This is a genomic window from Microbispora sp. H10949 (assembly GCF_014161435.1).
In the GTDB taxonomy this organism is placed as follows: Bacteria; Actinomycetota; Actinomycetes; order Streptosporangiales; family Streptosporangiaceae; genus Microbispora; species Microbispora triticiradicis.
The window spans coordinates 585714-608552 of sequence record NZ_JABBWZ010000002.1 but is presented as its reverse complement, the minus strand read 5'-3'; the positions used below and the strand labels follow the sequence as shown (position 1 = coordinate 608552).

The window sequence follows — 22839 nt, the reverse complement described above, 5'->3', positions numbered from 1 at the left end:
ACGGTCACAAAGCTGCCGCTCATCCCGATTCAGCGAAGTCGCACCTCACGGCCGGTGTCACTCCGCACTTGCTGCTGACCAGATGTCTCGGCCTGCCGACCACAGCTCGTCCACGTGGTATGCAAATCGGTCGTAGAGGCCGTCGTCCTGGTAGCGCTTCAGGTGCAGCATCGGCGAGTCGTGGCCGACCAGCTTGGCCAAGTGCGGGGTGACGAGCATCTCGTCGTCAAACTGGAACACCGACATGGCGATGTGCTCGTCTCCGAAACGCGCCTCGATTCCGGAGACACCCTTGAGTTGCTCCAGTTCGGCAAGGGTGATGCGGATGCGGGTGGACACCGTTAGGGGCACCGCTTCGATGTCCTCACGGCGGCGGGTCACGTCACTGTCGGGATCCCCGATCAGGAATCGGATCTTGCAGCCCTGCTCGGCCTTGCGCTTGAGAACTTTGGCCAGGTTGGGGTGTTCCAGCCAGAGAAAGTAGTTCGTGTACCCGGCAATGGTGATGTGCGACTGTGCTTCAGCAATCAGCGTCCGCCACACGCTCTTAGGACAGGCGGAACGGTAGGGGTAGACCGTGACGATCTCCCGATCAGGTCCGATCTTGACTGTGTTCCGTATCGTCTCGGGCCATAACACGGACTCATCCACCCCCAGAGCATCGGCCGCCGCCCACCGGTGACGCGGGTGCGGGACACGCGCTTCGTCAGCCAGCCAGCGGGACACCGTCTTGATGTCCACCTCGCACCGCAATGCGAGGTCCCTTTCGGTAAGTCTCGCATCGGTCATTGCTTGCCGTAGAGAGTCGTTTGACACGCGCGACCTCGAATCGGGAGGACGTTGAGGACGTATCTGAGCGGCAACGTAAAACGTCCCGCACGTCCCAAGAACGGAGTGTAAACGATCCAATACCAAACGTCACGCTGTGGCCATGCGTACGACGACGACATTGAAGGAACTGCAGGCCGCGTTCCCCGGCTGGACAATCTGGCGAAGCTCCGCAGATCGCCTCTGGGCGACACGCAATCGGCAGCTCACTGACGTGGAGTTGGACCACGGGCTGAGCCACACGATCGACGGGGACGACACGCACCAACTCGGTGAACAACTCCGCGACCAAGAGCAACTCGCTTCGGAGCTGCCGCCCCAATGAGCGCCCCGCCGTCTGCCCTACGAGCATCCGCCGTCAAGGCGCTCAAAGCCCTCAGCCAGTTCGAGGACGCCTGTCCAGGGCTGCACGTGGCTCCCGAGCAGCCCGGCCATGTCGCGATCCCGTGGATGCGCGAGACCCGGCGCAGTGTCTCGGTCCGGGTCGTCGCCCATACCTGCGACGAATGCTCGCCGCTGGCGTACGAACTGTGCGCCTCCGGCGGGCTGCTGTTCGTCCGCCGTAGGGACCGGAGCGGTGACCGGCCGAAGATCTGCGAGACCGAACGCCTGCCGTACGCGCGGATGCGCCCGCTGTGGACAGAGCTGCTGCTCGGCCGCGCTCGTTAAAACCATCGCTGGGTCGGTCAGTCCAGGACGAGGAACTGCTTGCCGTCGATCAGTTCGCGGACCGCGTCAAGGTGGCCGGCGTGGGTTGCCGTCTCGACGAGGACGTGGAGGATCGCGTCACGCAGGTCGCTTGGCGGCTGGTCGTCGCGGTAGTCCGGCCACCAGCGCGGCGCCTGGTCCGGAGCGCTGGAGGCGATCACCTCGTCGGCGTGCGCGATCTCCTTGCGATAGAGGTCGAACACCTCCGAGGCGGGCCGGTCGCCGGGCACCTGCCATGCGTCCGCTGGGGTGGCGAGCGAGGCCACCGCGTCGGGGTCGCCGCCGAAGACCGCACGGAACCAGAAACGCTCGACGTCGACGGCGAGATGGCGGACGAGGCCGGCCGGGGTCCAGGCGGACGGAAGGACCGGGCGCCGGAGGTCGGCCTCGCCCAGGCCGTCCACCATGTCGAGGACGTGCCGCCGCTTCCAGTTGAGGTATCCCAGGAGGGACGAAATCTCACTCGACGCGCTCACGTGTGATCTCCCGGGTGCAGGGCGTCCAGCAGTCGCTGGAGGGCCGCGCAGTCGCCGGTGATCTCCGCCCCGGCCTGGCCGGGCGGCGCCCCGTCGATGACCAGGGTCTTGAGGGCGGCGGGATCGGCTCGCAGGGCCGCGTCCCATCGGTCCGGCTCGCCCCGGCGGATCGCGAGTTCGCCGCCGGACACGCGGAGGGTGAAGACATCTTCCCCGACGTCGACAAGGAACGTGGCGTCGAGGTCGCCCAACCGGGCGGCATCGAGGTGGCTCTTCATCGCGAGCATCAGGGAATCGGTCCCCAGGGGTGCCGTCGTCTCCTTCGGGGGAGAGTGACGGCCCCATCGGCCCAGGTGGACGAGGATCGGCTCCAGGTCATGGCCCCACTCGGTGAGCTCGTAGACCCATGCGCGCGCCGGCGGGCCCAGCTTGCGCCGCCGGATCACCCCGCCCTCCTCCAGATCGCGCAGCCGCTGCGAGAGCACGGTGGGACTGGCGTTGGGCAGGCCGCTCTGCAGGTCGCTGTAGCGCTTGGGGCCGAAAAGCAGGTCCCGGACGATCATCAGCGCCCAGCGCTCACCGAGCAGGTCGAGAGCGCGCGCGGCGGCACAGGGGTCGCCGTACGTGCGTGCCGTAGTCACGTCGCTCATCCTACTCATCCCGGAGCGGACGCTTGCTTTCCCGTAGTTCAGTACAGCGTCAGCCGGGCGAGCTGTGGTACGCCTCGACCAACCATTCGCCGCCGTGCCGCATGAGCGTCCAGGTCGCCAGTTCCCACCGGTCGGCCGGGGGCTCCTCCTCCCCCGCGAACGCGGTGGCGCTCCGCGTGACCACGAGGGCCACGTCCGGGCCGAGGAACCGGATGCTCTCCGGGGTGTGGACGCGCCTCGACCCCTTCAGCGGCCCCGCGAAGGCGGCGCCCATGGCCGACCGGATGCCGTCCCTACCTTGCAGGTGGACCCCGGGCAGGATCACGCTGGCGTCCGGCGCGTACCGGCCGGCGAACGCGTCACCGTCGCCGTCCGACCACGCGGCCGACGTCGCCGCGAACAGGGCCCGTACGGCGCGCTCCTCGGCGTGCAGGTCCGAACTCATCTCATCCTCCAACAGTCCCGAGGAAGGCCGCCGCGTGGTCGCGGGCGAACTCGGCGAAGCTCGTGGGCCGCACCCCGAAGGCCCGATGGGTCTCCAGCCGCACGTGGGACTCGGGACGCCGCTTCCGTTCGGCCAGCAACTCGCGCAGGATCTGTACGGACGGCTCGGGCGTCCCCGCCTCCCTCCACTCGCGCACCTTGTCGTCCAGGGGCAGCTCCACATGGCGGAAGGCGGTTCCCGTCGCCTCTGTGATGTGCTCGACGATCTCCTTCATCGTCAGCGCCTCCGGGCCGGTCATGTCGTACGCCCTGCCCTCGTGGCCGGCGGAGGTCATCAGCGCGACCGCGACCCTGGCGACGTCCTCGATGGCGACGGGCGACAGCCTGCTGTCGCCGATGGACATACGCAGCTCCCGCCGGTGCGGATCCACTCCGGTGGAGGTGCCGGGCAGGTAGAACTCCATGAACTGGCTCGGGCGCAGGTGGGTCCAGACCAGGCCGGACGCCTCAAGGTAACGCTCGATCTCCAGGTGCTCGCGCGTCCCCGTGAAGCTGCCGGGGTCGAACCCGACGCCGGACTCCTTGCCGGAGTACTTCACGATGTGCGGCACGCCCGCGGCCCTGGCCGCGTCGATGAACGCGCACTGCGTCTCCACCATCCGCTCCCTCGGCGAGGAGATCAGGAGCACGCGCTCCACGCCGCGCAGAGCGGCCGTGAGGGTCTCCGGGCGCAACATGTCGCCCTCGACCACTTCCACCCCTGGCAGCCCGTGGAGCTTCCGGGCCTTGTCCGGGTCCCTGACCAGCGCTCGGACGGGAATGCCCTGCCGAGCGAACTCCCTGACGACGATCGACCCGCTGAGCCCGGTCGCTCCGGTGACAAGCATCATGACTACGAAGGTAGTACTTATAACTACAGAAAAGCAAGTAATTCATACCAGGCGCATAGCGTCACGGGCCGGTAGTGCTCGTGATCCTCATGGGCTGGCTATGGCTATGTCAGGGAGACACCCCGACCAGCCACTGCCGTAGCTGCGCGTCGCTGCTCAGGCAGATCATCTGCATCAGGCCCCAGTTGTCCCGGTGGTCGGGGGCATCGGACAGGTGATCCTGCCAGTCCTCGGCGTACTCCCGAAGTACGTCGAGCAGTTCGCCGATCGCCTCGTCGAACGTCGATCCGTCCGCCGCGACCGGGAGGCCGGGGATGAAGGCCGACCATCCACTTTCCTCGGCCACTACCTGGACCTTGGACGGGTAGATGCGAGCGAGGGCGTGTCGCAGGCGCTCACCGTCCACCACGGCGACGGTCCGATCACCACAGCGCACGGTCGCGCTCCGGCCCCGCTCGGCCGCGTCAAGAAGCTCCCCGAGCCTGGCCAGGGCCTCCCTGTAGCCAGCGAGATGCACTCCCATGCCAGTCCCCTCTTCAGCGTCAGCATCAAGCACTTGCCTATCCGACGAAAGCCCACGCCGGAGTGGGTTCCAGGCTCATGAGGACTCTCCAAAATGGTTTGCCGGTGGGTGGGGCGCGTTGCGATGCTCGGCCGGGCAGGTTCGGAGAGGAGGCCGCGAAGTGGCCGTCACCGCGTCTGGCACGCCGTACGAGTCCGAGCCGGAAGTCCGCACGGCGGCCGGCGTCCTGCGCGGCGGCCGGGAGGCGGGGCTGGCGGTCTTCCGCGGCATCCCGTACGCCGAACCGCCGGCCGGGGCCCTGCGTTTCGCCGCGCCGCAGCCCGTGCGCGGCTGGGACGGGGCGCGCCCAGCACTCGCGTACGGCCCGCCGCCCCCGCAGTCCGGCCTGTTCGGCGGGTCCCAGGACACCGCCGGTGACGACTGGCTGACGGTCAACGTGTGGACGCCGGAACCGGACCCGGCGGCGGGGCTCCCGGTGATGGTGTGGATCCCCGGCGGTGGTTATGTATCGGGCAACGCCGCCCTCCCGGGGTACGACGCCGGGCGCCTGGCCGCGAGCGGAGTCGTGGTCGTCACCCTCAACTACCGCCTCGGCATCGAGGGTTTCGCCCTGATCGACGGCGCTCCGGCCAACCGGGGGCTGCTCGACCAGGTCGTGGCCCTGAGGTGGGTGCGGGACAACATCCGGGCGTTCGGCGGCGATCCGGACCGGGTCACGGTCTTCGGGGAGTCGGCGGGCGGCGGATCGGTCGCCGCGCTGCTCGCCATGCCGCGCGCCGCCGGGCTCTTCCGCCGGGCGGTCGCGCAGAGTGTGCCGGGCACGTTCTTCTCCCCCGAGCTGGCCGCCGACATCGCCGCCGCCTGCGCCGCCGAGCTGGGCGTACGGCCCACGGTGTCCGGCATGTCGGCGGTGGACCCGGCCCGGCTGCCCGCCGCGGGCGACGCGATCTCGGCGAAGATAACTCGGTGGCGGGAGCGCTGGGGGCAGATCACCCACCGGCCGATCCCGTTCGCACCGGTCGTCGACGGCGACGTCCTGCCGATGACCCCCTGGCAGGCGCTGGCCGGCGGCACGGCCCGGGACGTCGATCTTCTCGTCGGGCACACGCGTGACGAGCACCGGTTGTTCAGCCTGATCGACGGCGTGCTCGGCCAGGTCACATCCGAGCAGACCGAGACCGCCCTGCGCATGCTCGCCCCCGGCCCGGACGGCGCGCGCCGCTACCGGGAGGCGTTCCCCGCCGCTACCGACGAGGAGCTGTACGAACTGGTCAACGGGGACTGGCTGTTCCGCATGCCGAGCCTTCGCCTCGCCGACGCGCAGATCGCCGGGGGCGGGCGGGCCCACCTCTACGAGCTGACGTGGCCCGCCCCGGGGCTGGGCGGCGCCCTCGGTGCCTGCCACGGCCTGGACGTGCCGCTCGTGTTCGGCAACCTGAGCAGCGGACAGCCCGCCATGCTGATCGGCACCCCGCCCTCCCCGGCGGCGGAGGAGCTGTCCGCGCGGTTCCGTACGGCGTGGACGGCCTTCGCCGCGCACGGCGACCCCGGCTGGCCTCCGTACGACGCCGAGCGCCGCCTCGCGCAGCTCTTCGACACGCCGTCGACGGTCGCCGCCTATCCGGAGGAGGCCTCGCGGCTGCTGTGGCAGGATCACGCCTTCGCGGCGCTCCCGCTGCTCACGCCGTAGGAGACGAGCTGCCGCGCTCACGCTCCGCCGGTGACCTTGACGGCTTGTCCGGTGATGCCGGTGTTGGCGGCGGAGCCCAGGTAGACGACGGCGCTCGCGACCTCGGCGGCGTCGAGCAGGCGGCCGATCGGAGCCAGCGCGCTGTAGTGCCCGCCCGCCTGCTCGACGATCGCGCCGTTGGTCTCCGTCCTGGTCAGGCCGGGCATGACGACGTTGGACAGGATGTCGCCGTCCTTGCCGAGCCCGAACGCGGCGGACCTGCTGAAACCGTGCAGTGCCGCCTTGGCCGCGCCGTAGTACTCACCACCGGGCATCCCGTCGACCGCGATAGCAGAGGAGATGTGCACCAGCCGGCCCCAGCCGCGCTCTCGCATCGACGGGACGACCGCCCGGGTGAGCCGGAGCGCGCCCTCGACGTTGGCCCTGATCGTCTTCTGCCACCTCTCGTCGGACACGGCCTCGAAGGAGTGGTCTCCGTCCGGCTCGGTGGCGCCCCAGTGCACCGCGTTGTTGACCAGCACGTCGATCCGGCCGGACCACTCGATCACGGTCTCGGCCAGAGTGCGGGCCGCTTCGTCGTCGTCCAGTTCGTACGGCGCGACGAGCGAGCGTCCGCCGATCTCCTTGGCGAGCCGCTCCGCGCCCGCCTGGGAGTGGTGATAGGTGAGCACGACGTCGGCCCCTTCCGCGGCGAACCCGCGGGCGATCTCGCGGCCGATACCGCCGGAGGCTCCCGTCACGATGACCGTACGGCCGGTGAGTCCCAGATCCATTTCGACGCTCCTCATCACAGTGGAAACCCAAGGATTCGGCGGCGGCGACCGTCGGAGGGAGGCCGGGCCGAGGCTGGCCCCGGCAGGGCCACGATCGGAGCCGAGGTCACTCGGTAGCCTGCGAATCGTGAGCGACAACAGTTTGGGCGAGTTCCTGCGGGCCCGCCGCGAGGCCGTCACCCCCGCCGAGGTCGGGTTACCCGGCGGCGGCCGGCGCCGTACTCCGGGCCTGCGCCGTTCCGAACTGGCCGCGCTCGCCGGGATCAGCGTCGAATACCTGACCAGGCTTGAGCAGGGGCGTGATCGTCACCCCTCGATGCCCGTGCTCGCCGCTCTCGCCGACGCGTTGCGCCTGTCCGCCGACGAGCGCCTCCGCCTGCTGAACCACTACAAGGCGGCCGACGGCGCGGGCCGGCTGGTCGGCGTGTGCCAGAGGCCGCCCGCGCAGTCGGTGCGCCCCACCGTCCGGGCGCTGCTCGACCGGCTCGAACCCGCCCCCGCGCTGGTGATCAACCGGCTCGGTGACGTGCTCGCCCACACGGACGGCTACGAGCGGCTCACCGGTCCCATCGGGCTGCTGGACCATCGACCGGCCAATCTACTGCGCTACCTGTTCGCCGACCCGAGGGCCAGGGCCGCCTATCCGGAGTGGGAACGGGTGGCCGACGAGCGGATCGCCAACCTCGGCCTGGGCCTTCGCCGGGAGGACCCACACGTCGGCCATCTCGTCGACGAGCTGACCCTCGCGGTGGGCGCCCCCTTCACCGACCGGTTGAAGGCTCCATCCAGCCCGAGCCGCACCGGCGTCGAACGGCTGACGCATCCGCAGGAGGGCGAACTGCGGCTGTCCTACGAGACCCTCGGCCTGTCCGACGACGACAGCCAGCTCCTGATCGCCTATCTCCCCGCCGACGACGCCACCGCCGCGAGGCTCGACCGGCTCACCGGCCGCCACCCCGGAGCCCTTCGCGCCGTCGGCGGCTGATGATCTCAGCGCTAGTGTCGGAGAGCATCGAGGGAAGGCGGCAGGGTGAGCGCGCTTGAGGTACGACTGCGGCCCGTGACAGAAGACGATCTCGACATGTTCCGGCGCTTCCTCACGGAGCCGGGGTTGATCGGCCTGGACTGGACGGGGTTCCGCGACGCGCAGGCCCCGGCACGGCGCTACGCCAAGGACGGGTACCTGGGCGAGGATGACAGCAGGCTCGTCGTCGAAGCCGGCGACACGGCCGCGGGCTTGGTGAGCTGGTCGGCGCGAGGCTTCGGCGTTTCCCGATACTGGGAGATAGGGATCGCCTTGCTTCCGGACTGGCGCGGGCGTGGAATCGGCTGGCGCGCTCAGGCGATGCTGTGCGACTACCTGTTCACTCACACCCCTGCCGAGCGCATCGAGGCGACCACCCATCCGGAGAACATCGCGGAGCGGAAGTCGCTCGAGAAGGCCGGCTTCACGCTGGAGGGGGTCCTGCGCGCGGTGGAGTTCCGTGCCGGTCAGTGGCGTGACGGCTGGATGTACAGCAGGCTGCGAAGCGATCCGTATCCGCCTGATCCATGAGCGGAGCGTCGGCGCACTCAGGCCGCGCGATGCTCGTCCACCCGGTCGAGCCATTCCGTGACGAGGGCGGTGAACAGGCCGAGCTGCTCGTGCGGCAGCGCGTGACCGGCGCGGTCCAGGACGGCGAACGTGGCCCGCGGATACCGCTCCACCAGCTCCCACGGACCGGCGTACCCCACCGTGGAGTCCTGGCGCCCGGCGAGGATCAGCGCCGGGCCGGTGTACGGGGGCGTCTCCGCGGGAGCGTCGCTCAGCCGCCATCGGTCGGAGATCCGCTCCAGGCCGTCGCCGTCGACGAGGGGCAGGGCCGGGGCCACGTACTCCCGGAACCGCTCCACCATGGCGGGCGTCCGCACCACGAAGTAGTCGCGGAACTGGGCCTGCTCGTCCGGGCTCAGCGCGTCGGCCACGCCGGCCGAGCCGTGCAGCACCGCGTGCGCGGGCACGTCGCGTGCCTCCTCACCGATGGGACAGATCAGCGCCAGTCCGGCGACCCGCTCCGGTCGGCGGTCGGCGACGGCCCTCGCGAGGTGCGCGCCGAAGGAGTGACCCACGACCGCGATCGGCTCGTCGCCGAAAAGAGCGTCGATCAAGCCGAGCACGACATCGAGGGTGTCGTCGGAGCCACGGAACCAGTCCGGCAACGGGGTGCGCCCCATTCCCGGCAGGTCCGGATAAATGCGCCGATAACCGGGCCGGTCGCGGAACACGGGCTCCAGCGCGCCGGCCATCTCCCGATGGTCCACGCCCGCACCGTGCAACGCCAGAACCGGCATTCCGTCGCCGTGCTCCACGACGTGCACCGGAACACCGCTGATCTTCACGTCCATGACCACACCCTAAGGAGCCCGCCAGAACCCGACCGAGAGAGGTGATCACGAAATGGAAATTCAGGTGATCACGTTCGTACGGCGGTGAATGATGATTCCTCATCCCTCTTGAGGAGTCTTCCGTGTACCCCGGACGAACGCCGAGACGCTGAGCCCGTGGCCGCACCGGCGCGCCAGGCCCTGGCTGATCTTCGGATGGGGCTTCCCGATCCTCTGCTGGTGGTATCCCAAGCAGATCGTCGACGACATCTGGACGGCGTCGAAGCCCGGCGCCGTCGAGGAGACCGGAAACCTCGCGACCGCCCGCCGTTCCGGACTGGTCTGGGCCTGGTGGCTGACGTGGCTGGTCAGCATGTGGGTCGCCAAGGGAGCGGGCCGCAGATATCTGAACGCCGAGGAACTGCCGGAGATGCGCGAGGCCGCGCTGTTCGACATCGCCGTCAACGCCGCGTACGTCGTCACGGCCGCCCTCGCAGTCGCGGTCGTCCTGTCGATCACGCGCTTCCAGGAGGAGCGCAGGACCGCCCCGGCGCCAATGCCGTCCACCGTCTAGAAGCCTGATCACTCGGTGTTCGCGTGGGCCTGCCTCGCCTGCTCGTCCGTGACGTGGTGCCGCCGGGCGAGCTCCAGGCAGACACAGTCGAGCAGCAGGTGCGTGCACTGGTCGAACAGGCTCGACAGGGGCTGCACGGTGGCCGCCTCGCCCTCGCGCCGGTGCTTGGTGGCGGCGGGCACGTGCAGGACGTGCCGCGCGCCGGTGGCGAGGGGCGACGACGGCGCGGTGGTGACCGCGAGGACCTCCCCGCCGCCGTCGGTCACCGCCCGCGCCGCGCGTACGGTGGCGGCCGTCGTGCCGGACCCGGAGACGGCGACCAGCAGGTCGCCCGGCCCGGTCGACGGCGTGCAGGTGTCGCCGACGAAGTACGCCGTACGGCCGAGGTGCACGAGGCGCATGGCGAACGCCCTGGCCATGTAGCCCGACCTGCCCTCCCCCGCCACGAAGATCCGCGGCGCGTGGTCCAGCAGGTCGGCGGCCGTTTCCAGCGTGGCCGGGTCGACCTCGGCCAGGACGCCGGCCACCTCCGTCTGGACGACGTCGAGAAGAGTGCGGGCGGTCATCGCGTTCCTTCCACCGGTCGGTCCGCCGCGAGGAGGGCGTCCAGTTCCACACGGGTGGGCATGCCTTCGTTGTCGCCCTTGTTGCTGGTGGCGAGCGCCCCCACGGCGCACGCGCGCCGGAGCCGCTGCTCCTCGTCGAGACCGTCGAGCAGACCGCTGACGAACCCGGCCGCGAACCCGTCGCCCGCCCCGATGGTGTCCACCGTGGTGACCCGGAACGGCGGGCAGGTCCACGACCCCTCAGGCGTGAACAGCATGGCCCCCGCCGCGCCGAGCTTGACGGCGACCCCGCGCGCCCCCCGCGACAGGTAGTGACCGGCGATGGCCTCCGGCTCGCGCCGCCCGGTCAGCGCCTCGCCCTCCGCGACGCCGGGCAGCACCCAGTGGGCCCGCGTGGCCAGGTCGTCCACGAGGCGCGTCATCTCGCCGTGGTCCGGCCAGAGGGTGGGACGCAGGTTCGGATCGAAGGTGACGCTCGCCCCGGCGTCCCGCGCCGCCTCCATCGCCTCGTACGCGAACCGGCGGGCCGTCGCGGACAGCGCGGGCGGGATGCCGGTCGCGTGCAGGTGCCGGGCCGACGCCACGTAGGCCAGCGTCTCGGGGGACGGCGCGAGCAGCGACCCGGCCGACCCGCGGCGGTAGTACACGTAGCGGGGATCCCCGACGAGCACGCGTTGCTTCAACTGGATGCCGGTGACCGCGTGGTCCTCGGCGCGCACGTGCGTGTCGTCGATGCCCTCCTCGCGCAGGCGGGCGCGGGCCGCGTCCCCGAGCGGGTCGTCGCCCACACGGCCGACGTATCCGGTCCGGTGGCCGAGCCGCGCCAGCGCGACCGCGACGTTCAGCTCGGAGCCCGCGAGCCGCCGTTCGAACAGCGTCGCCTTCTCCAGCGGGCCCACCTCGGTGGCCACGAAGTTGCCCATGATCTCGCCGTACGTGACGACGTCGGGGGCGCTCACGGCCGCGCCATCGGCGCGCGGGCAAGAAACCGTCCGGCGCCCCTCTCCCCCGCGAAGTTCCCGTCCTCGACCACCAGCCGGCCTCCGGCGACGACGTGCCGGGCGAGCCCGGTGCCGCTCGACCGCTCGTACAGGGAGAAGGTGGCGGGCGAGACGGGCCGCAGGTCGGCGCCGGTCCAGGCGCGGGCCGGGTCCCACAGGACGAGGTCGGCGTCGGCGCCGACCGCCACGCGGCCCTTGCGCGGGAACAGCCCGAGCGCCCGCGCGGCGCGCTCCGCCGAGACCTGGACGAACTGGCACGGATCCAGCTGGCGCACGTTCACGGCCTCGTTCCACAGCACCGGCGTACGGGCCTCGATGCCGGGGGCGCCCGCCGGGATGTGGCGGTGGTCGTGCTCCCAGCCCCGCTTCGCGGAGGTGTCGTACGCGCAGTGGTCGGAGCCGACGGAGACGACCGTGCCGTCCGCGATACCCGACCACAGGTCGAGCCGGTCGGCCGCGCCGCGGATCGGCGGGGAGATGACGAAGCGCCACGCGTCCTCGCCGGTGAACACGCTCTCGTCGTGCGCGAGGTAGTGCGTGCAGGTCTCGGCGTGGACGACCGTCCCGGCGCGGCGCGCGAAGCGTACGGCGTCGAGCGCGTCGGAGCCGGAGACGTGGAAGATGTAGACCGGCGTGTTCAGCCGCCGGGCGTACATCGACACCATGTGGATGGTCTCGGCCTCGGCCAGCCCGGGCCGGCTGTGGGGATAGTCCGCCAGGCCGAGGTGGCCGGAGCGGACCTGGTCGTCCAGCGCGCTGGTGAGGATCTCGTGGTTCTCGGCGTGGAAGCCGGGCAGCCCGCCGTTCGCGGCGATGGCCCGCATCAGCGTCCAGGCGGCTCCGTCGTCGACGCGCCGGTCCTCGTACGTCGTGTACATCTTGAACGACGTGAAGCCCTCGGCGATGACCTTGCCGATGTCCTCGACGTTCCGGGCGTCGGACCCCGTGAGGATCGGGTGGAACCCGAAGTCGATCACCGCGTCGGCGGCGGCCTCCTCGACCCGGGCGCGGCAGCGCGCGGCCAGGCCGCCCTCGGCGGGCGGGACGAAGTCCATGATCGTGGTCGTCCCGCCGAGCACCGCGGCCCGGGTCGCCGAGTGCCAGTCGTCCACCGTGACGGTGTCGTCGTACGGCCAGGCGACGTGGGTGTGGGTGTCGATACCGCCGGGCATGACGAGCAGCCCGGTCGCGTCGATCTCCCGCTCGGCGGCGGCCGATGAACCCGGCGCCAGGAGGGCGGCGATCCGCCCTCCGGCCACGCCGACGTCCAGTGCCGCCCGGGCGTCGCCGTTGACGACCTCACCCCCGCGGATGAGCAGGTCGAAACCGGGCTTCATGCCACTTCCTCGGGCTTGACGGCCAACGCCTCGATCTCGAACAGCAGGTCGCCGGCCAGCACGACGCCCACCGTGCTGCGCGCGGGCAGCGGGTCGGAGAAGTGCTTGCGGTAGATGGCGTCGAACTCCGGGAAGTCCTCGATCCGGGTGAGGAAGCAGGTCGTCTTCACCACGTGCGACAGGTCGAGCCCGGCCGCCGCGAGCACGGCCTTGAGGTTGGCGATGGCCGACTCCACCTGCCCGGCCAGCGTGGCCGGCAGTTCACCGGTCACCGCGTCGCGGCCGACCTGTCCCGCCGTCACGACGAGGCGCCCGGCCACGATGCCCTGGGAGTAGGACGCGCTCGGCGCCGCCGCGGCGTCGGTGATGATCGGGGTGATAGTGGTCACGGTTTCCTCCAGGGTCATGTGCCGCCGCCGATGACGGGGCTGTGGTTCTTGAGCAGCAGTTCGATCGCCAGGCGCGTGGACGGGGCGACCACGGCACTGGCGTCGGCGATGAGGCGGTTGATGTGGCGGACCATGGCCGCCTCCGCCGCGTCCGGGTCGCCGGCCCGGATGGCGCGCATGATCTCCTCGTGCTCGTGCACGGAGTGCATGGTCGTGCCGCGCCCGGCGGTGACCATGTCGAGGACGTGCTCCAGCATGTCGAAGCGGGGATCGAAGATGACCATGGCGACGGCGCGGAGCATCGTGTTCTCCACCGTCGACGCGAGCGCCTTGTGGAAGTTGGTGGAGACGTCGCGGCGCCGCTCCTCGGTGTGGACGGACCGCTCGTACTCCTCCATGACCGACTGCAGGCGTTCGACGTCCTCGCCCGAGACCGACGTCGCCGCCTCCCGGACGATCTCGCGTTCCACGCCGCGCCGGGCGACCAGCAGGTCGCGCACGTCCTGCACCGTACGGATCTCCAGGGAGCCGATCTGCTGGTGCCAGGTGACCTCGGCCGCCGCCCGCTGCGCGAGCGCCCGCCCGGCCTCCGACACGACCCGTCCCCTGCCGTCCATGGAACGGGTGAGGCCCTGCTCGTCCAGCCGCCGCAGCAGCCGGTTCACCGTCGACTCGCTCAGCGGCCGGTTGCCGGCCTCGATGCGGCGGCCGAGCTCCCGCGCGCCGAGCGGTTCCGGCGAGTTCGCGATGGCCCGGAGCAGCTCCAGGGCCCTCGGCTCCAGCGAGGCGTGGACGGAGGCGTGGGGGCCGGCCTGCAGGGGGTCGCCGGCCTCGGCGTTACTGCGCTGTGTAGCCACCGTCGACCGTCCATGCCGTGCCGGTGACGAAGGCCGCCGCGTCGGACAGCAGGAAGCAGATCGTGGCGCTGATCTCCTCCGGCCGGGCGACGCGGCCCAGCGGCACCCGCGACGCCGCCAGGTCGTACCCCTCCCCGGTCTGCGCGAAGCCCTCGCGCAGCATCGGGGTGTCGACGGGCCCGGGGCAGACCGCCACGGCGCGGACGCCGCTGTCGCGCGCGTCGACGCTCATCGCGCGGACCAGGTTGATCACCCCGGCCTTCGCCGCGCAGTAGGCGACGTTCTCCGGGTAACCCACGAGCCCCACCTGCGAGGCGACCGCGACCAGCGCGCCGCCGCCCGCCCGGCGCATCGCGGGGACGGCGGCCTTCGCGAGCAGGAAGACCGAGGTCAGGTTGACCCGCAGCACCTCGTTCCAGGTGTCCAGGCTCATGGAGTCGACCGTCCCGGCGCGGGTGATCCCCGCGCAGGCGACCGCGCCGTTCACCAGGCCGAAGGTGTCCTCCCCCGCGCGTACGGCGTCCAGCACCTGGCTCTCGTCGGCGGCGTCGGCGACGACGGGCAGCACCCCGTCTCCCGCGAGCGCCTTGACGTCCTGCGCCCGGTCCACGGCGACCACCCGCCCGCCGTGTTCCAGGACGTCGCGGACGGTCGCGGCGCCCAGCCCGGAGGCCGCGCCCGTCACCACCACCACCTTCCCGGCAAGGTCGGCCGTCATCTCGATCCCCTCGTTGAATTCGCGTTGATGATGTTCGACAGCGACAGTGCCACGATCAAGAGCAGCTTGTGGGGTAGAGCAGCTTCTTGATCTCCGGCGAGTCGACGTTGTCGGCGGTGACGATCGCGTTCGGCACCACGTTGTCGAAGGCGGCCCCCTGCGGCACCTCGCCGCGGATGTCCTGGACGAGCCGGGTCAGCGCGTCGTACCCCTGGGTGTAGGAGCCCTGCGCGACGAGCGCGTCGAGCGTCCCGGCGCGCAGCGCCGAGACCAGCGTCGGGCCCGCGTCGTACGCGATGACGGTCATCTTGTCGTTGTCGACCTTGGCGGCCTGGAGCCCGGAGACGGCTCCCATCGCACCCGACTCGGAGGTCGCGAAGATCCCGACGATGTCCGGGTTGGCGCCCAGCGAGCTCTGCACGATGGTCGCCGCCTTGGTCGGGTCGTCCTCGTAGTACTGCGTGCCGAGGATCTGCAGGTTCGAGCCGGAGTCCTTGAGCGCCTTGACGAACCCCTCGGCGCGCTCGTTGGTCACCGGCAGGCCGGGCCGGGTGTCCAGCACGAGCACCTTCCCGCTCTGCCCCTTGGCCCGCTTGAGCAGTTCCTCCGCCGCCAGCGCGCCGCCCGCGTTGTTGTCCCCGCGGAACTGCGCCTTGGCCACCTTCTCGTTCAGCGTCGCGTCGGTGGTGACGACCGGGATCCCAGCGTTCACCGCGAGCCTGATCGGCGCGACCATCGCGGCCGGGTCGGCCGGTACGAAGATCATGCCGTCGGGGCGCCGGTTGACCACCCCTTCGAGGACCGGGGTCTGGTCGGCGGCGTTCATGCCCCGCGACGGCCCGTCGGCCTTCACCGTGATGTCGCCGCCCAGCTTCTTGGCCGCGTCCTGCGCGCCGCACTGCATCGCCGTGTAGAAGGGCAGGCCGTTGTACGTCGTGAGAAGGGAGATCTGCAGGGGGCCGGACTTCTGCTCGGCGGTGGCGCCGCTCGTGCCGCCCGCCGCGCCGGTGTCACCGGACGAGCCGCAGGCGGCGGAGGTCAGGGCTATCGCCGTCAGCGCGGCGGCGGCCAGCACACTGGTGCGTACGTTCATGGTGGTTCTCCGTGTTTCGGCGCGTATCTCGGCAGGGGAATCTCGGTGGGGGGTTACTTGCCGCGCAGCTGGTCGAGCCAGACAGCGATGATCAGAACGGCGCCGATGGCGATGTTCTGGTAGAAGGACGAGACGCCGACCATGACGAACCCGGCGAGCAGCATGGTCGGGATGAAGGTGGCGAGGACCGAGCCCAGCACCGAGGCGCGTCCGCCGAACAGGCTCGTCCCGCCGATGATCACGGCGGACAGCGCCTGCAGCATGGTCGTCTCGTGCCCGGAGATGGCCGTCGTGCCGAACCGGGTGATGTCGAGGAAGCCGGCGATCCCGGCCATCAGCCCGGAGATGACGAAGACCGCGGTCGTGCTGCGCTGCACGTTGACGCCCGCCCGCATGGCCCCGTCGGAGGAGGAGCCGATGGCGAGGGCGTGCCGGCCCGCGCTGGTCTGCGACAGGACGACGCCGGCCACCAGGGCGACCACCACCGCCAGCACCAGTGGGAGCGGGATCCCGGCGATCGAGTTGAGCCCGAAGGACGTCTGGACGTCCGACGGAATCCCGGCGACGTTCGACCCGTTCGTGAGGACCTGTGCGGCGCCGGTGGCCACGCCCATCGTGCCCAGCGTGACGACGAAGGAGTTGACCTTCAGTTTGGTCACCAGGAGCCCGTTGACCAGCCCCGCTATCCCTCCCACGACGACCGCGGCGAGCGCCGCGACGGCGATGGCGGGCCCGGCACCGGGAAAGGTCCCCGAGGCCGACGGTGGGCCGGCGATGTCCACGGCCACGGTGCCCGCGACCACCGACGACAGCACGAGCGTGGCGCCGACGCTGAGGTCGATGTGCCCGGCGCCGAGGACGAAGGTCAGGCCGACGGCCAGCAGGACGAGCCCGGCGCTGTTGCGCCCGACCGCCTGCAGGTTGGTGGCGTCCAGGAAGCGCCCTTCGGGCGAGATGATCGTGAAGACCACGACGAGCGCGACCAGCGCGACCACGATGTAGGCGGGGGTGGACCGCATCAGCGCGCCGGCGCGGGCGCGGTTCGACGGGGCCCGGAGTGTCGGTTGCGTCGCGGTCATGCCGGCAGGCTCTCCTCACGTGGGTCGTTCTGCTCGCCGAGCATCAGCGCGACGATCTGGCCGATCTTCAGCTCCCGCGCGGGAAGGTCGGCCACCACCCGGCCCAGCCGCATGACCACGATCCGGTCCGCGACCTCCAGCACCCTCGGCAGGTCGTGCGAGATGAGGACCACGCCGAGGCCGCGGTCGCGGGTCGCCCTGATGGTCTCGATCACCATCTGCGACTGCCGGGCGCCGAGCGCCGCCGTCGGCTCGTCCATGATCACCAGACGCCCCGCGCGGGAGACGGCGCGGGCGACCGCGACAACCTGGCGCTGTCCTCCGGACAGGTCGCCGACGGGCAGGGTCACGTCCTGGAGGGTGGTGATGCCGAGACTGTCCATGAGCTCCCAGGCGCGCTCGCGCATCGCCTTCTTGTCCAGGAGGCCGAGCCGTCCCAGCAGGCCGGGACGGCGCAGCTCACAGGAGAGGAACAGGTTCTCGGCCACCGACAGGTCGGGGGCCATCGCCAGGCCCTGGTAGACCGTGGCGATGCCGTGCTCCATCGCGGCCTTGATCGACCCGAGCGGCATCGGGCGGTCGTCCACCCTCACCTCGCCGGCGTCCGGCAGATGGGCGCCGGAGATGCAGGAGATCAGCGTGCTCTTGCCGGCGCCGTTGTCGCCGACGAGCGCGACCACCTCCCCGGCGTGCACGGTGAGCTCACCGTGCCGCAGCGCCTGCACGTGGCCGAAGGACTTGGCGAGCCCGGTGGCCCGCAGCACCGGAGGTTGCCGGTCGGTCATCGGTCATTCCTCCGCGGCGCGGGGATGGGTCTGGGGCAGCGACCGCAGGTGGTCCAGCACCTCGGCCTCGGGCAGCACGTCGCCGTAGCGGGCGTCGATGTCGAAGAGGTTGGCGGCGTGCGCGGAGGGGCTCCGGTCGCCGACCGCCTCACGCGGGACGATGACGTGGAATCCCCGGTTGAACGCGCTCTCGGCGGTCGCCCGGATGCAGCCGCTGGTGCTGCATCCCACCACGATCACCGTGTCGGCCTTGGCGGAGATCAGCATCGCGTCCACGTACGTGCCGAAGAACGCCGAGGCGCGCGGCTTGACGACGAGCGGCTCCTCGGGACGGCGGCCCATCTCCGGCCGGAGCGTGACCCGCTCGGTGCCGTGCAGCATCAGTTCGCTGTGCGGCGTCTTGCGGCGGACCACCTCGCCGATCTCGGCCAGGCTCGGGTCCCACGCCATGGTGGTGAAGATGATCGGCAGGCCCGCGCGGCGGCCCTCCTCCAGGATGCGGACGATGCTGTCGGACACCGCCGACAGGTCCGAGCCGATCCGCTCTTCGGGATCGGCCCAGGCCCCGGCCATGTCGATCACGAGGATCGCCGGCCGCTCGCCCCATCCGACGCGCCCGGCGAAGCCGGCGGCCTCGTAGAAGGCGCGCAGGTCCGCGTTCTCCAGGCTGTGCGCGTACGTCTCGTTGACAGTGGTCACTCGAACCTCCTCGCGGGCGGCTCTCGCCCGTGGGCCCCGACCCTGCCACCCACGGGAAGCGTGTGTCAATAGCGACACATCAAATGACCTGTTCTGCGGTTTCATGGTCAGGAAGGTGATTTGTGTGTCACAGTTGACACACTTGCGGTGTGAGGGAAAGGATCGGCGATGGACGTCCTGCTGACCGGTGGAGGGGGATTCGCGATGGCCGTCCTGGCCGCCGCTCGGCCGCCGAGACGGCTGGTCTACGTCAGCAGTTGCGCGGTCTACGGCGACGGCACGCCCGGCCTGGACCCCCAGCCCGAGTCGGGCCCTATCGCGCCGGGCGAGCTCTACGGCCTGAGCAAGGCGGCCGCCGAACGCGTGGTCGCCCGCTACGGCGAACTGTCGGGTCTGCCGCACGTGACGGTGCGCCCGGCGAAGCTGTTCGGGCCGATGGAGCGCCCGACCGGCACCCGCGCCCTGATGTCGGCGCCGTTCCTGCTGGCCTCCGCCCTGGTCCGCGGCCGGCCCCTCCGCGTCACCGGGCGCACGCTGGGGGCGTCCTTCGACTGGCTGAACGCCGAGGACGCCGCCGAGGCGCTCGCGCTCCTCGTCCACGGAGCGGGCCCCGACGGCGCCGTCTACAACCTCGGCACCGGCCGCCGCGTCCCGTTCGGCGAGCTGCTGCGGATCGCCGAGGACCACGCGGGGCACGGGCTCGTGCGGGTCGTCCCCCCGGACGCCGCCGACCTGGAGCTCGATCTCGATCCGGACGCGCGCCTCGGCAGGGACGCGGCGAGCGACGTCTCCCTGGCCCGGCGGACGCTGTCCTGGCGGCCCCGGCCCTTCCGCGAGCAGGCGTCGTCCTACTTCGCCTGGGCGTCGCGCAACCCCGCGATGTTCCGGCCCGCGAGCACGCCTCTCCCGCGGTGACCGCGGGCCGCCCGAAGCCGGATCAGAGCGAAATCAGAGCCAGCCGTGCTCGTCGGCGATGAGCGCGGCCTCGGCGCGGGTGCTCGCTCCCGTCTTGCCGATGGCCGCGGACAGGTGGTTGCGTACGGTCCCGGCGGACAGGTGCAGGCTCCGGGCGATCTCCGCCACGGTGCCGCCCTGCCGGGCCGCGCGCAGGACGTCGCGTTCCCGCGCGGTCAGCGGGCTCGACCCGCTGGCGAGCGACTCGGCGGCCAGGGCGGGATCGACCACCCGCAGGCCCGCGTGGACCCGCCGCACCGTGTCGACCAGGTGCTCGGGCGGCGCGTCCTTCACGACGAAGCCCGAGGCGCCGTTCTCCATCGCACGGGCGAAGTAGCCCGGCCGCCCGAACGTCGTGCAGATCACCACCCGGCAGGACGGGAGCGCGGCGCGCAGGTCGGCGGTGACCGCCAGCCCGTCCCTGCCGGGCATCTGCACGTCCAGCAACGCCACGTCGGGCCGGCTGCGGCGGGCCGCGTCGACGACCTCCTCACCCGAGCCGACCTGCGCCACCACCTCGATGTCGGGCTCCAGCGCCAGCATCGCCGCTAGCGCGCCGCGCACGAGCGCCTGGTCGTCGGCGAGCAACACCCTGATCATGCGCTCACCCGGATCACACGCCCACCCGGATCACGCGCGGCTCGCCCGCAGCCGGAAGCCGCCCGCGGGCAGCGGGCCCGCCTCGATCCGCCCGCCGACGGCACGCAGCCGTTCGGCCAGGCCGGAGAGCCCGTTGCCCGGCTCCGCCGCGTTCCGCCCGGGGCCGTCGTCGCGCACCTCCAGCCAGTCGTCTCCGAGCAGCACCTCGCACCGGGTCGCGCCGCTGTGCCGGATCACGTTGGTGACCCCCTCCCTCAGGACGTACGCGAAGGGCCCGGCCAGTTCGGCCCTGACGTGGTCGGCGGACGGCGGGAGGACGGCGCCGATCCCGGCGGCCCGCAGCGCGGCGCGAGCCCCCGCCAGCTCGGCCGCGAGGGACGGCCGGCGGCGGCCCGACACGGTCAGGCGCACCTCGCCGTGCGCCTGCCGGGACAGCCGCTCGACGTCGCGCAACTCGGCCAGCGCGCGTTCCGGATCGCCGCCGCTCTCCAGCACCCGGCGGGCCAGGCCGCTCTTCACGGTTATCGTGGTGAGGCTGTGGCCGAGCACGTCATGGAGGTCCCTGGCCAGCCGGTCGCGCTCCGCCGCGGCGGCCAGCGCCGCGATCTCCTCGTGGGCCTGGCCTAGCTGGACGACGAGCCGGATCAGCAGCGTCACGGCCACCGGGATCACGATCCCGGGGACGAGCCCGCCCACGTGCCCCCAGTCGACGGGACCGAGGGACACCTGGAGAGCCAGGGTCACCAGCCCGAGCAGCACGCTCCAGCGCGCCGGGAGCAGCCAGACCGCCACGACGAGCGCGAAGCCGAACACGCCCGTGTGGCCGAGGCGGAGCGGGCCGTCGCGCAGCAGGGCCGCCACGACCGCCAGCGCGAACAGCGTTCCGACGAGCGGGATCCGCCGTCGGGGCGGCAGGCGGACCCCGCCGACCATGGCGCCGAGCCAGCCCACCGCGTACAGGAGCGTGACGGCTCCGAGCGCGACGCGCACCGCCGGGGCCTCCGGCCAGACCCGGCCCGACCCCAGCGACTCCCACAGCAGCCAGAGCAGGACGAGCGACAGCACGGCGACGCCACGGATGCGGGCCGCACGGGAGACCGGCCGGGCCGGGGTCCACATCGGCCAGGCCGAACGCCCCCATACGCCCTGATCATCCTGATCGCCCACGTCGGTCCACCCTAGGCCTGAGCGGTGCCGTGGCGATACCGGAGGGCCACGGCGGCGCCGAGCACGAGCGCGTACGACGTCAGGACCAGCGCGGCCCGCCAGGTGTCACCGCCCAGGGTGGTGGCGTGCCCGACCTGCGCGAGCCAGTAACTCGGCAGGACCCTGGCCACCGTCGCGAGCGCCCGCGGGAACGTGCTCACCGGGATGAACAGCCCGCCGACGAAGCTGAGCAGCAGCACCACCGCCCCCTGGTACGCCTGCAGGTTCCGGGCGGTCGCGAGCTGGCCGATCAGCAGGCCGAGCAGGGCGAACGGCACCGTGCCCGCCCACACGCCGAGCACGGCCGACACCCACCCGCCGGGAGACAGGTGCACCCCGCCGGCCAGCGCGGCGACGAGCGACACGCCCGCCACCGGCGGCAGCGCCACGACCATCGCGACCGACCCCTTGGCCAGCAGATAGCCGCTGCCACTGAGCGGGGTCAGCCGCAACTGGCGCTGCCAGCCGATGTCGCGCTCCACCGCCGTGCGAGCACCCGTGTCGAGTGCCGCCTTCATCGCCCCGAACGCCGCGACACCGCCCATGACGTACGACGCGGGAGCCCCGCGGTCGGCGAAACGGCCGGCCATCAGCAGGTACAGCCCCACCGGCAGGGCGACCGCGAACAACAGGAACTTCGCGTCCCGCAGCGTCCGCCTGATCTCGAACGCGAGATACCCGGTCATCGCGCGGCCTCCGTCTCCTCGGCCCGTGCCTCGATCGGCGTTCCGGTCGGCGCTCCGGTGAGGCGCAGGAACGCGTCCTCCAGGCCCAGCGCGCCGACCTCGACGTCCCGGGCGTCCGGATGGCGGGCCAGCAGTTCCCGCACGACCAGGTCGGAGTCGACGCAGCGCAGTTCGGCCCTGCCCTCGCGGACGTGCACCGCCGTCACGCCGGGGAGCGTGCCCAGGTCCTCGGCGTTGGCGCCGGGCACGACGGCCGTCACCGTACGGCCGGACACCTCGGCCATGACCGCCGGCACCGGGCCGTCCGCCACGATCCGGCCCGCGTTCATCAGCACGACCCGGTCCGCGTACGCCTCGGCCTCCTCCAGGTAGTGCGTGGAGAACAGCACGGTGCGGCCGGTTCCGGTGAACGCGTGCATCGACCGCCAGAACTCCCGCCGGGCCGTGACGTCCATCGCCGCCGTCGGCTCGTCGAGCACCAGCAGGTCCGGGCCGGACACCAGCGCCATGGCGAACCGGACCCGCTGCCGCTGACCGCCGGACAGCCGCGCGGCCCGCCGGTCGGCGAGGTCCGCCACCCCGGCACGGCGCAGCGCTTCCTCGACGGGTGGCGGTGTCCGGTGGAGGGACGCGATCAGCGTCACGGTCTCCCCCACGGTCACGTCGTCGAGCAGCGCACCCTCCTGCGACATCACGCCGATCACGCCGCTTCGCACCGCCTCGCGGGGAGAGGCGCCGAACACGGCGATCTGCCCGGCGTCCGGACGGACCAGCCCGACGATCATGTCGATCGTGGTGGACTTGCCCGCGCCGTTGGGGCCGAGCAGGGCCACCACCTCTCCTGGGCCCACGACCAGGTCGATCCCGTCGACCGCGCGGGTCCCGCCGTACGCCTTGCGCAGCCCCGCGACCGACAGGGCGGGGGCGCCGTGATGAAGGTTCATACGGC

28 protein-coding genes and 1 pseudogene are annotated in these 22839 nt (G+C 71.7%); 7 read left to right on the top strand and 22 right to left on the bottom strand.

The genetic code is table 11. The annotated features are described in order from the left end of the window. Positions 1–57 precede the first annotated feature (57 nt). Positions 58–741 carry a hypothetical protein gene (locus tag HHX40_RS06950; protein ID WP_310737973.1) on the bottom strand — a complete coding sequence of 228 codons (684 nt, stop codon included), beginning with the start codon at positions 739–741 and terminating at the stop codon, positions 58–60. A gap of 190 nt (positions 742–931) precedes the next feature. Between HHX40_RS06950 and HHX40_RS06945 the strand changes: the two genes are divergently transcribed. Both HHX40_RS06945 and HHX40_RS06940 read left to right on the top strand, forming a co-directional pair. Beyond that, positions 932–1153: a hypothetical protein gene (locus HHX40_RS06945; RefSeq protein WP_182879838.1), complete on the top strand. Its 222-nt coding sequence runs from the start codon at positions 932–934 to the stop codon at positions 1151–1153. Further along, the gene (locus tag HHX40_RS06940) at positions 1150–1497 is read left to right on the top strand and encodes a hypothetical protein (RefSeq protein ID WP_259403304.1); all 348 of its coding nucleotides are present in this window, start codon (positions 1150–1152) and stop codon (positions 1495–1497) included. Before HHX40_RS06945 ends, HHX40_RS06940 begins: the two co-directional genes overlap by 4 nt. Positions 1498–1514: 17 nt before the next feature. Here HHX40_RS06940 and HHX40_RS06935 read toward each other — a convergent pair whose 3' ends face one another. From HHX40_RS06935 to HHX40_RS06915, 5 genes are all read right to left on the bottom strand, one after another. Then, entirely contained in the window at positions 1515–2012 is a 498-nt protein-coding gene (locus tag HHX40_RS06935; protein ID WP_182879984.1) for a DinB family protein, read from the bottom strand. Continuing rightward, positions 2009–2653, bottom strand: a complete 645-nt coding sequence (locus HHX40_RS36340; RefSeq protein ID WP_182879837.1) for a winged helix-turn-helix transcriptional regulator — start codon at positions 2651–2653, stop codon at positions 2009–2011. The genes HHX40_RS06935 and HHX40_RS36340 overlap by 4 nt, the downstream gene beginning before the upstream one ends. Before the next feature lie 58 nt (positions 2654–2711). Next, positions 2712–3107 carry an SgcJ/EcaC family oxidoreductase gene (locus HHX40_RS06925; RefSeq protein ID WP_182879836.1) on the bottom strand — a complete coding sequence of 132 codons (396 nt, stop codon included), beginning with the start codon at positions 3105–3107 and terminating at the stop codon, positions 2712–2714. A 1-nt stretch (position 3108) separates the two neighbouring features. Beyond that, positions 3109–3996, bottom strand: a complete 888-nt coding sequence (locus tag HHX40_RS06920) for an SDR family oxidoreductase (protein ID WP_182879835.1) — start codon at positions 3994–3996, stop codon at positions 3109–3111. A 109-nt stretch (positions 3997–4105) separates the two neighbouring features. After that, a complete protein-coding gene (locus tag HHX40_RS06915) occupies positions 4106–4519 on the bottom strand; it encodes a prevent-host-death protein (protein WP_182879834.1) in 414 nt (137 codons plus the stop codon). Positions 4520–4679: 160 nt separating this feature from the next. Between HHX40_RS06915 and HHX40_RS06910 the strand changes: the two genes are divergently transcribed. Beyond that, a complete protein-coding gene (locus HHX40_RS06910) occupies positions 4680–6209 on the top strand; it encodes a carboxylesterase/lipase family protein (protein WP_220498750.1) in 1530 nt (509 codons plus the stop codon). A 17-nt stretch (positions 6210–6226) separates the two neighbouring features. On the opposite strand, the gene HHX40_RS06905 is transcribed toward HHX40_RS06910, so the two are convergent. Then, complete coding sequence (locus HHX40_RS06905; protein ID WP_182879832.1) at positions 6227–6982, bottom strand: SDR family NAD(P)-dependent oxidoreductase; 756 nt, start codon at positions 6980–6982, stop codon at positions 6227–6229. A 127-nt stretch (positions 6983–7109) separates the two neighbouring features. Here HHX40_RS06905 and HHX40_RS06900 point away from each other — a divergent pair, with 127 nt between their 5' ends. Then, the gene (locus HHX40_RS06900; protein WP_182879831.1) at positions 7110–7967 is read left to right on the top strand and encodes a helix-turn-helix domain-containing protein; all 858 of its coding nucleotides are present in this window, start codon (positions 7110–7112) and stop codon (positions 7965–7967) included. A gap of 45 nt (positions 7968–8012) precedes the next feature. Then, entirely contained in the window at positions 8013–8537 is a 525-nt protein-coding gene (locus tag HHX40_RS06895; protein ID WP_182879830.1) for a GNAT family N-acetyltransferase, read from the top strand. A 17-nt stretch (positions 8538–8554) separates the two neighbouring features. Here HHX40_RS06895 and HHX40_RS06890 read toward each other — a convergent pair whose 3' ends face one another. After that, entirely contained in the window at positions 8555–9367 is an 813-nt protein-coding gene (locus HHX40_RS06890) for an alpha/beta fold hydrolase (protein ID WP_182879829.1), read from the bottom strand. A 133-nt stretch (positions 9368–9500) separates the two neighbouring features. Between HHX40_RS06890 and HHX40_RS06885 the strand changes: the two are divergent. Continuing rightward, positions 9501–9920, top strand: a pseudogene (locus tag HHX40_RS06885) (DUF4328 domain-containing protein); the annotation flags it as partial. Between the two features lie 8 nt (positions 9921–9928). On the opposite strand, the gene hxlB reads toward HHX40_RS06885, so the two are convergent. The 10 genes from hxlB to HHX40_RS06835 are packed head-to-tail and all read right to left on the bottom strand — an operon-like array spanning position 9929 to position 18444. Further along, a complete protein-coding gene (gene hxlB, locus HHX40_RS06880) occupies positions 9929–10486 on the bottom strand; it encodes a 6-phospho-3-hexuloisomerase (protein WP_182879828.1) in 558 nt (185 codons plus the stop codon). Further along, positions 10483–11445 carry a sugar kinase gene (locus HHX40_RS06875; RefSeq protein ID WP_182879827.1) on the bottom strand — a complete coding sequence of 321 codons (963 nt, stop codon included), beginning with the start codon at positions 11443–11445 and terminating at the stop codon, positions 10483–10485. The genes hxlB and HHX40_RS06875 overlap by 4 nt, the downstream gene beginning before the upstream one ends. Continuing rightward, positions 11442–12824: an amidohydrolase family protein gene (locus HHX40_RS06870; protein ID WP_182879826.1), complete on the bottom strand. Its 1383-nt coding sequence runs from the start codon at positions 12822–12824 to the stop codon at positions 11442–11444. The genes HHX40_RS06875 and HHX40_RS06870 overlap by 4 nt, the downstream gene beginning before the upstream one ends. Next, entirely contained in the window at positions 12821–13213 is a 393-nt protein-coding gene (locus HHX40_RS06865) for a RidA family protein (protein ID WP_208758896.1), read from the bottom strand. Before HHX40_RS06865 ends, HHX40_RS06870 begins: the two co-directional genes overlap by 4 nt. 14 nt (positions 13214–13227) lie before the next feature. Then, a complete protein-coding gene (locus HHX40_RS06860) occupies positions 13228–14070 on the bottom strand; it encodes an FCD domain-containing protein (protein WP_182879824.1) in 843 nt (280 codons plus the stop codon). After that, complete coding sequence (locus tag HHX40_RS06855) at positions 14051–14788, bottom strand: SDR family NAD(P)-dependent oxidoreductase (protein WP_182879823.1); 738 nt, start codon at positions 14786–14788, stop codon at positions 14051–14053. Before HHX40_RS06855 ends, HHX40_RS06860 begins: the two co-directional genes overlap by 20 nt. A gap of 55 nt (positions 14789–14843) precedes the next feature. Next, entirely contained in the window at positions 14844–15881 is a 1038-nt protein-coding gene (locus HHX40_RS06850; RefSeq protein ID WP_182879822.1) for an ABC transporter substrate-binding protein, read from the bottom strand. Between the two features lie 53 nt (positions 15882–15934). Continuing rightward, complete coding sequence (locus HHX40_RS06845; RefSeq protein ID WP_182879821.1) at positions 15935–16960, bottom strand: ABC transporter permease; 1026 nt, start codon at positions 16958–16960, stop codon at positions 15935–15937. Beyond that, positions 16957–17745 (bottom strand): ATP-binding cassette domain-containing protein, encoded by a 789-nt coding sequence (locus tag HHX40_RS06840; protein WP_138460336.1) that lies wholly within the window; start codon positions 17743–17745, stop codon positions 16957–16959. Before HHX40_RS06840 ends, HHX40_RS06845 begins: the two co-directional genes overlap by 4 nt. 3 nt (positions 17746–17748) lie before the next feature. Then, entirely contained in the window at positions 17749–18444 is a 696-nt protein-coding gene (locus HHX40_RS06835; RefSeq protein ID WP_182879820.1) for an isochorismatase family protein, read from the bottom strand. 168 nt (positions 18445–18612) lie between these two features. On the opposite strand from HHX40_RS06835, the gene HHX40_RS06830 reads away from it, so the two are divergent. After that, positions 18613–19359 (top strand): NAD-dependent epimerase/dehydratase family protein, encoded by a 747-nt coding sequence (locus tag HHX40_RS06830; RefSeq protein WP_182879819.1) that lies wholly within the window; start codon positions 18613–18615, stop codon positions 19357–19359. Positions 19360–19392: 33 nt separating this feature from the next. Here HHX40_RS06830 and HHX40_RS06825 read toward each other — a convergent pair whose 3' ends face one another. The 4 genes from HHX40_RS06825 to HHX40_RS06810 are packed head-to-tail and all read right to left on the bottom strand — an operon-like array spanning position 19393 to position 22834. Next, positions 19393–19998, bottom strand: coding sequence for a response regulator transcription factor (locus HHX40_RS06825; RefSeq protein WP_138460338.1), 606 nt, complete (start codon positions 19996–19998; stop codon positions 19393–19395). A gap of 30 nt (positions 19999–20028) precedes the next feature. Continuing rightward, positions 20029–21165: a sensor histidine kinase gene (locus HHX40_RS06820; RefSeq protein WP_220498748.1), complete on the bottom strand. Its 1137-nt coding sequence runs from the start codon at positions 21163–21165 to the stop codon at positions 20029–20031. An 11-nt stretch (positions 21166–21176) separates the two neighbouring features. After that, the gene (locus HHX40_RS06815; RefSeq protein ID WP_182879818.1) at positions 21177–21890 is read right to left on the bottom strand and encodes an ABC transporter permease; all 714 of its coding nucleotides are present in this window, start codon (positions 21888–21890) and stop codon (positions 21177–21179) included. Next, on the bottom strand, positions 21887–22834 hold the full coding sequence (locus HHX40_RS06810) for an ABC transporter ATP-binding protein (RefSeq protein ID WP_182879817.1): 948 nt from the start codon (positions 22832–22834) through the stop codon (positions 21887–21889). The genes HHX40_RS06815 and HHX40_RS06810 overlap by 4 nt, the downstream gene beginning before the upstream one ends. Positions 22835–22839 lie beyond the last annotated feature (5 nt).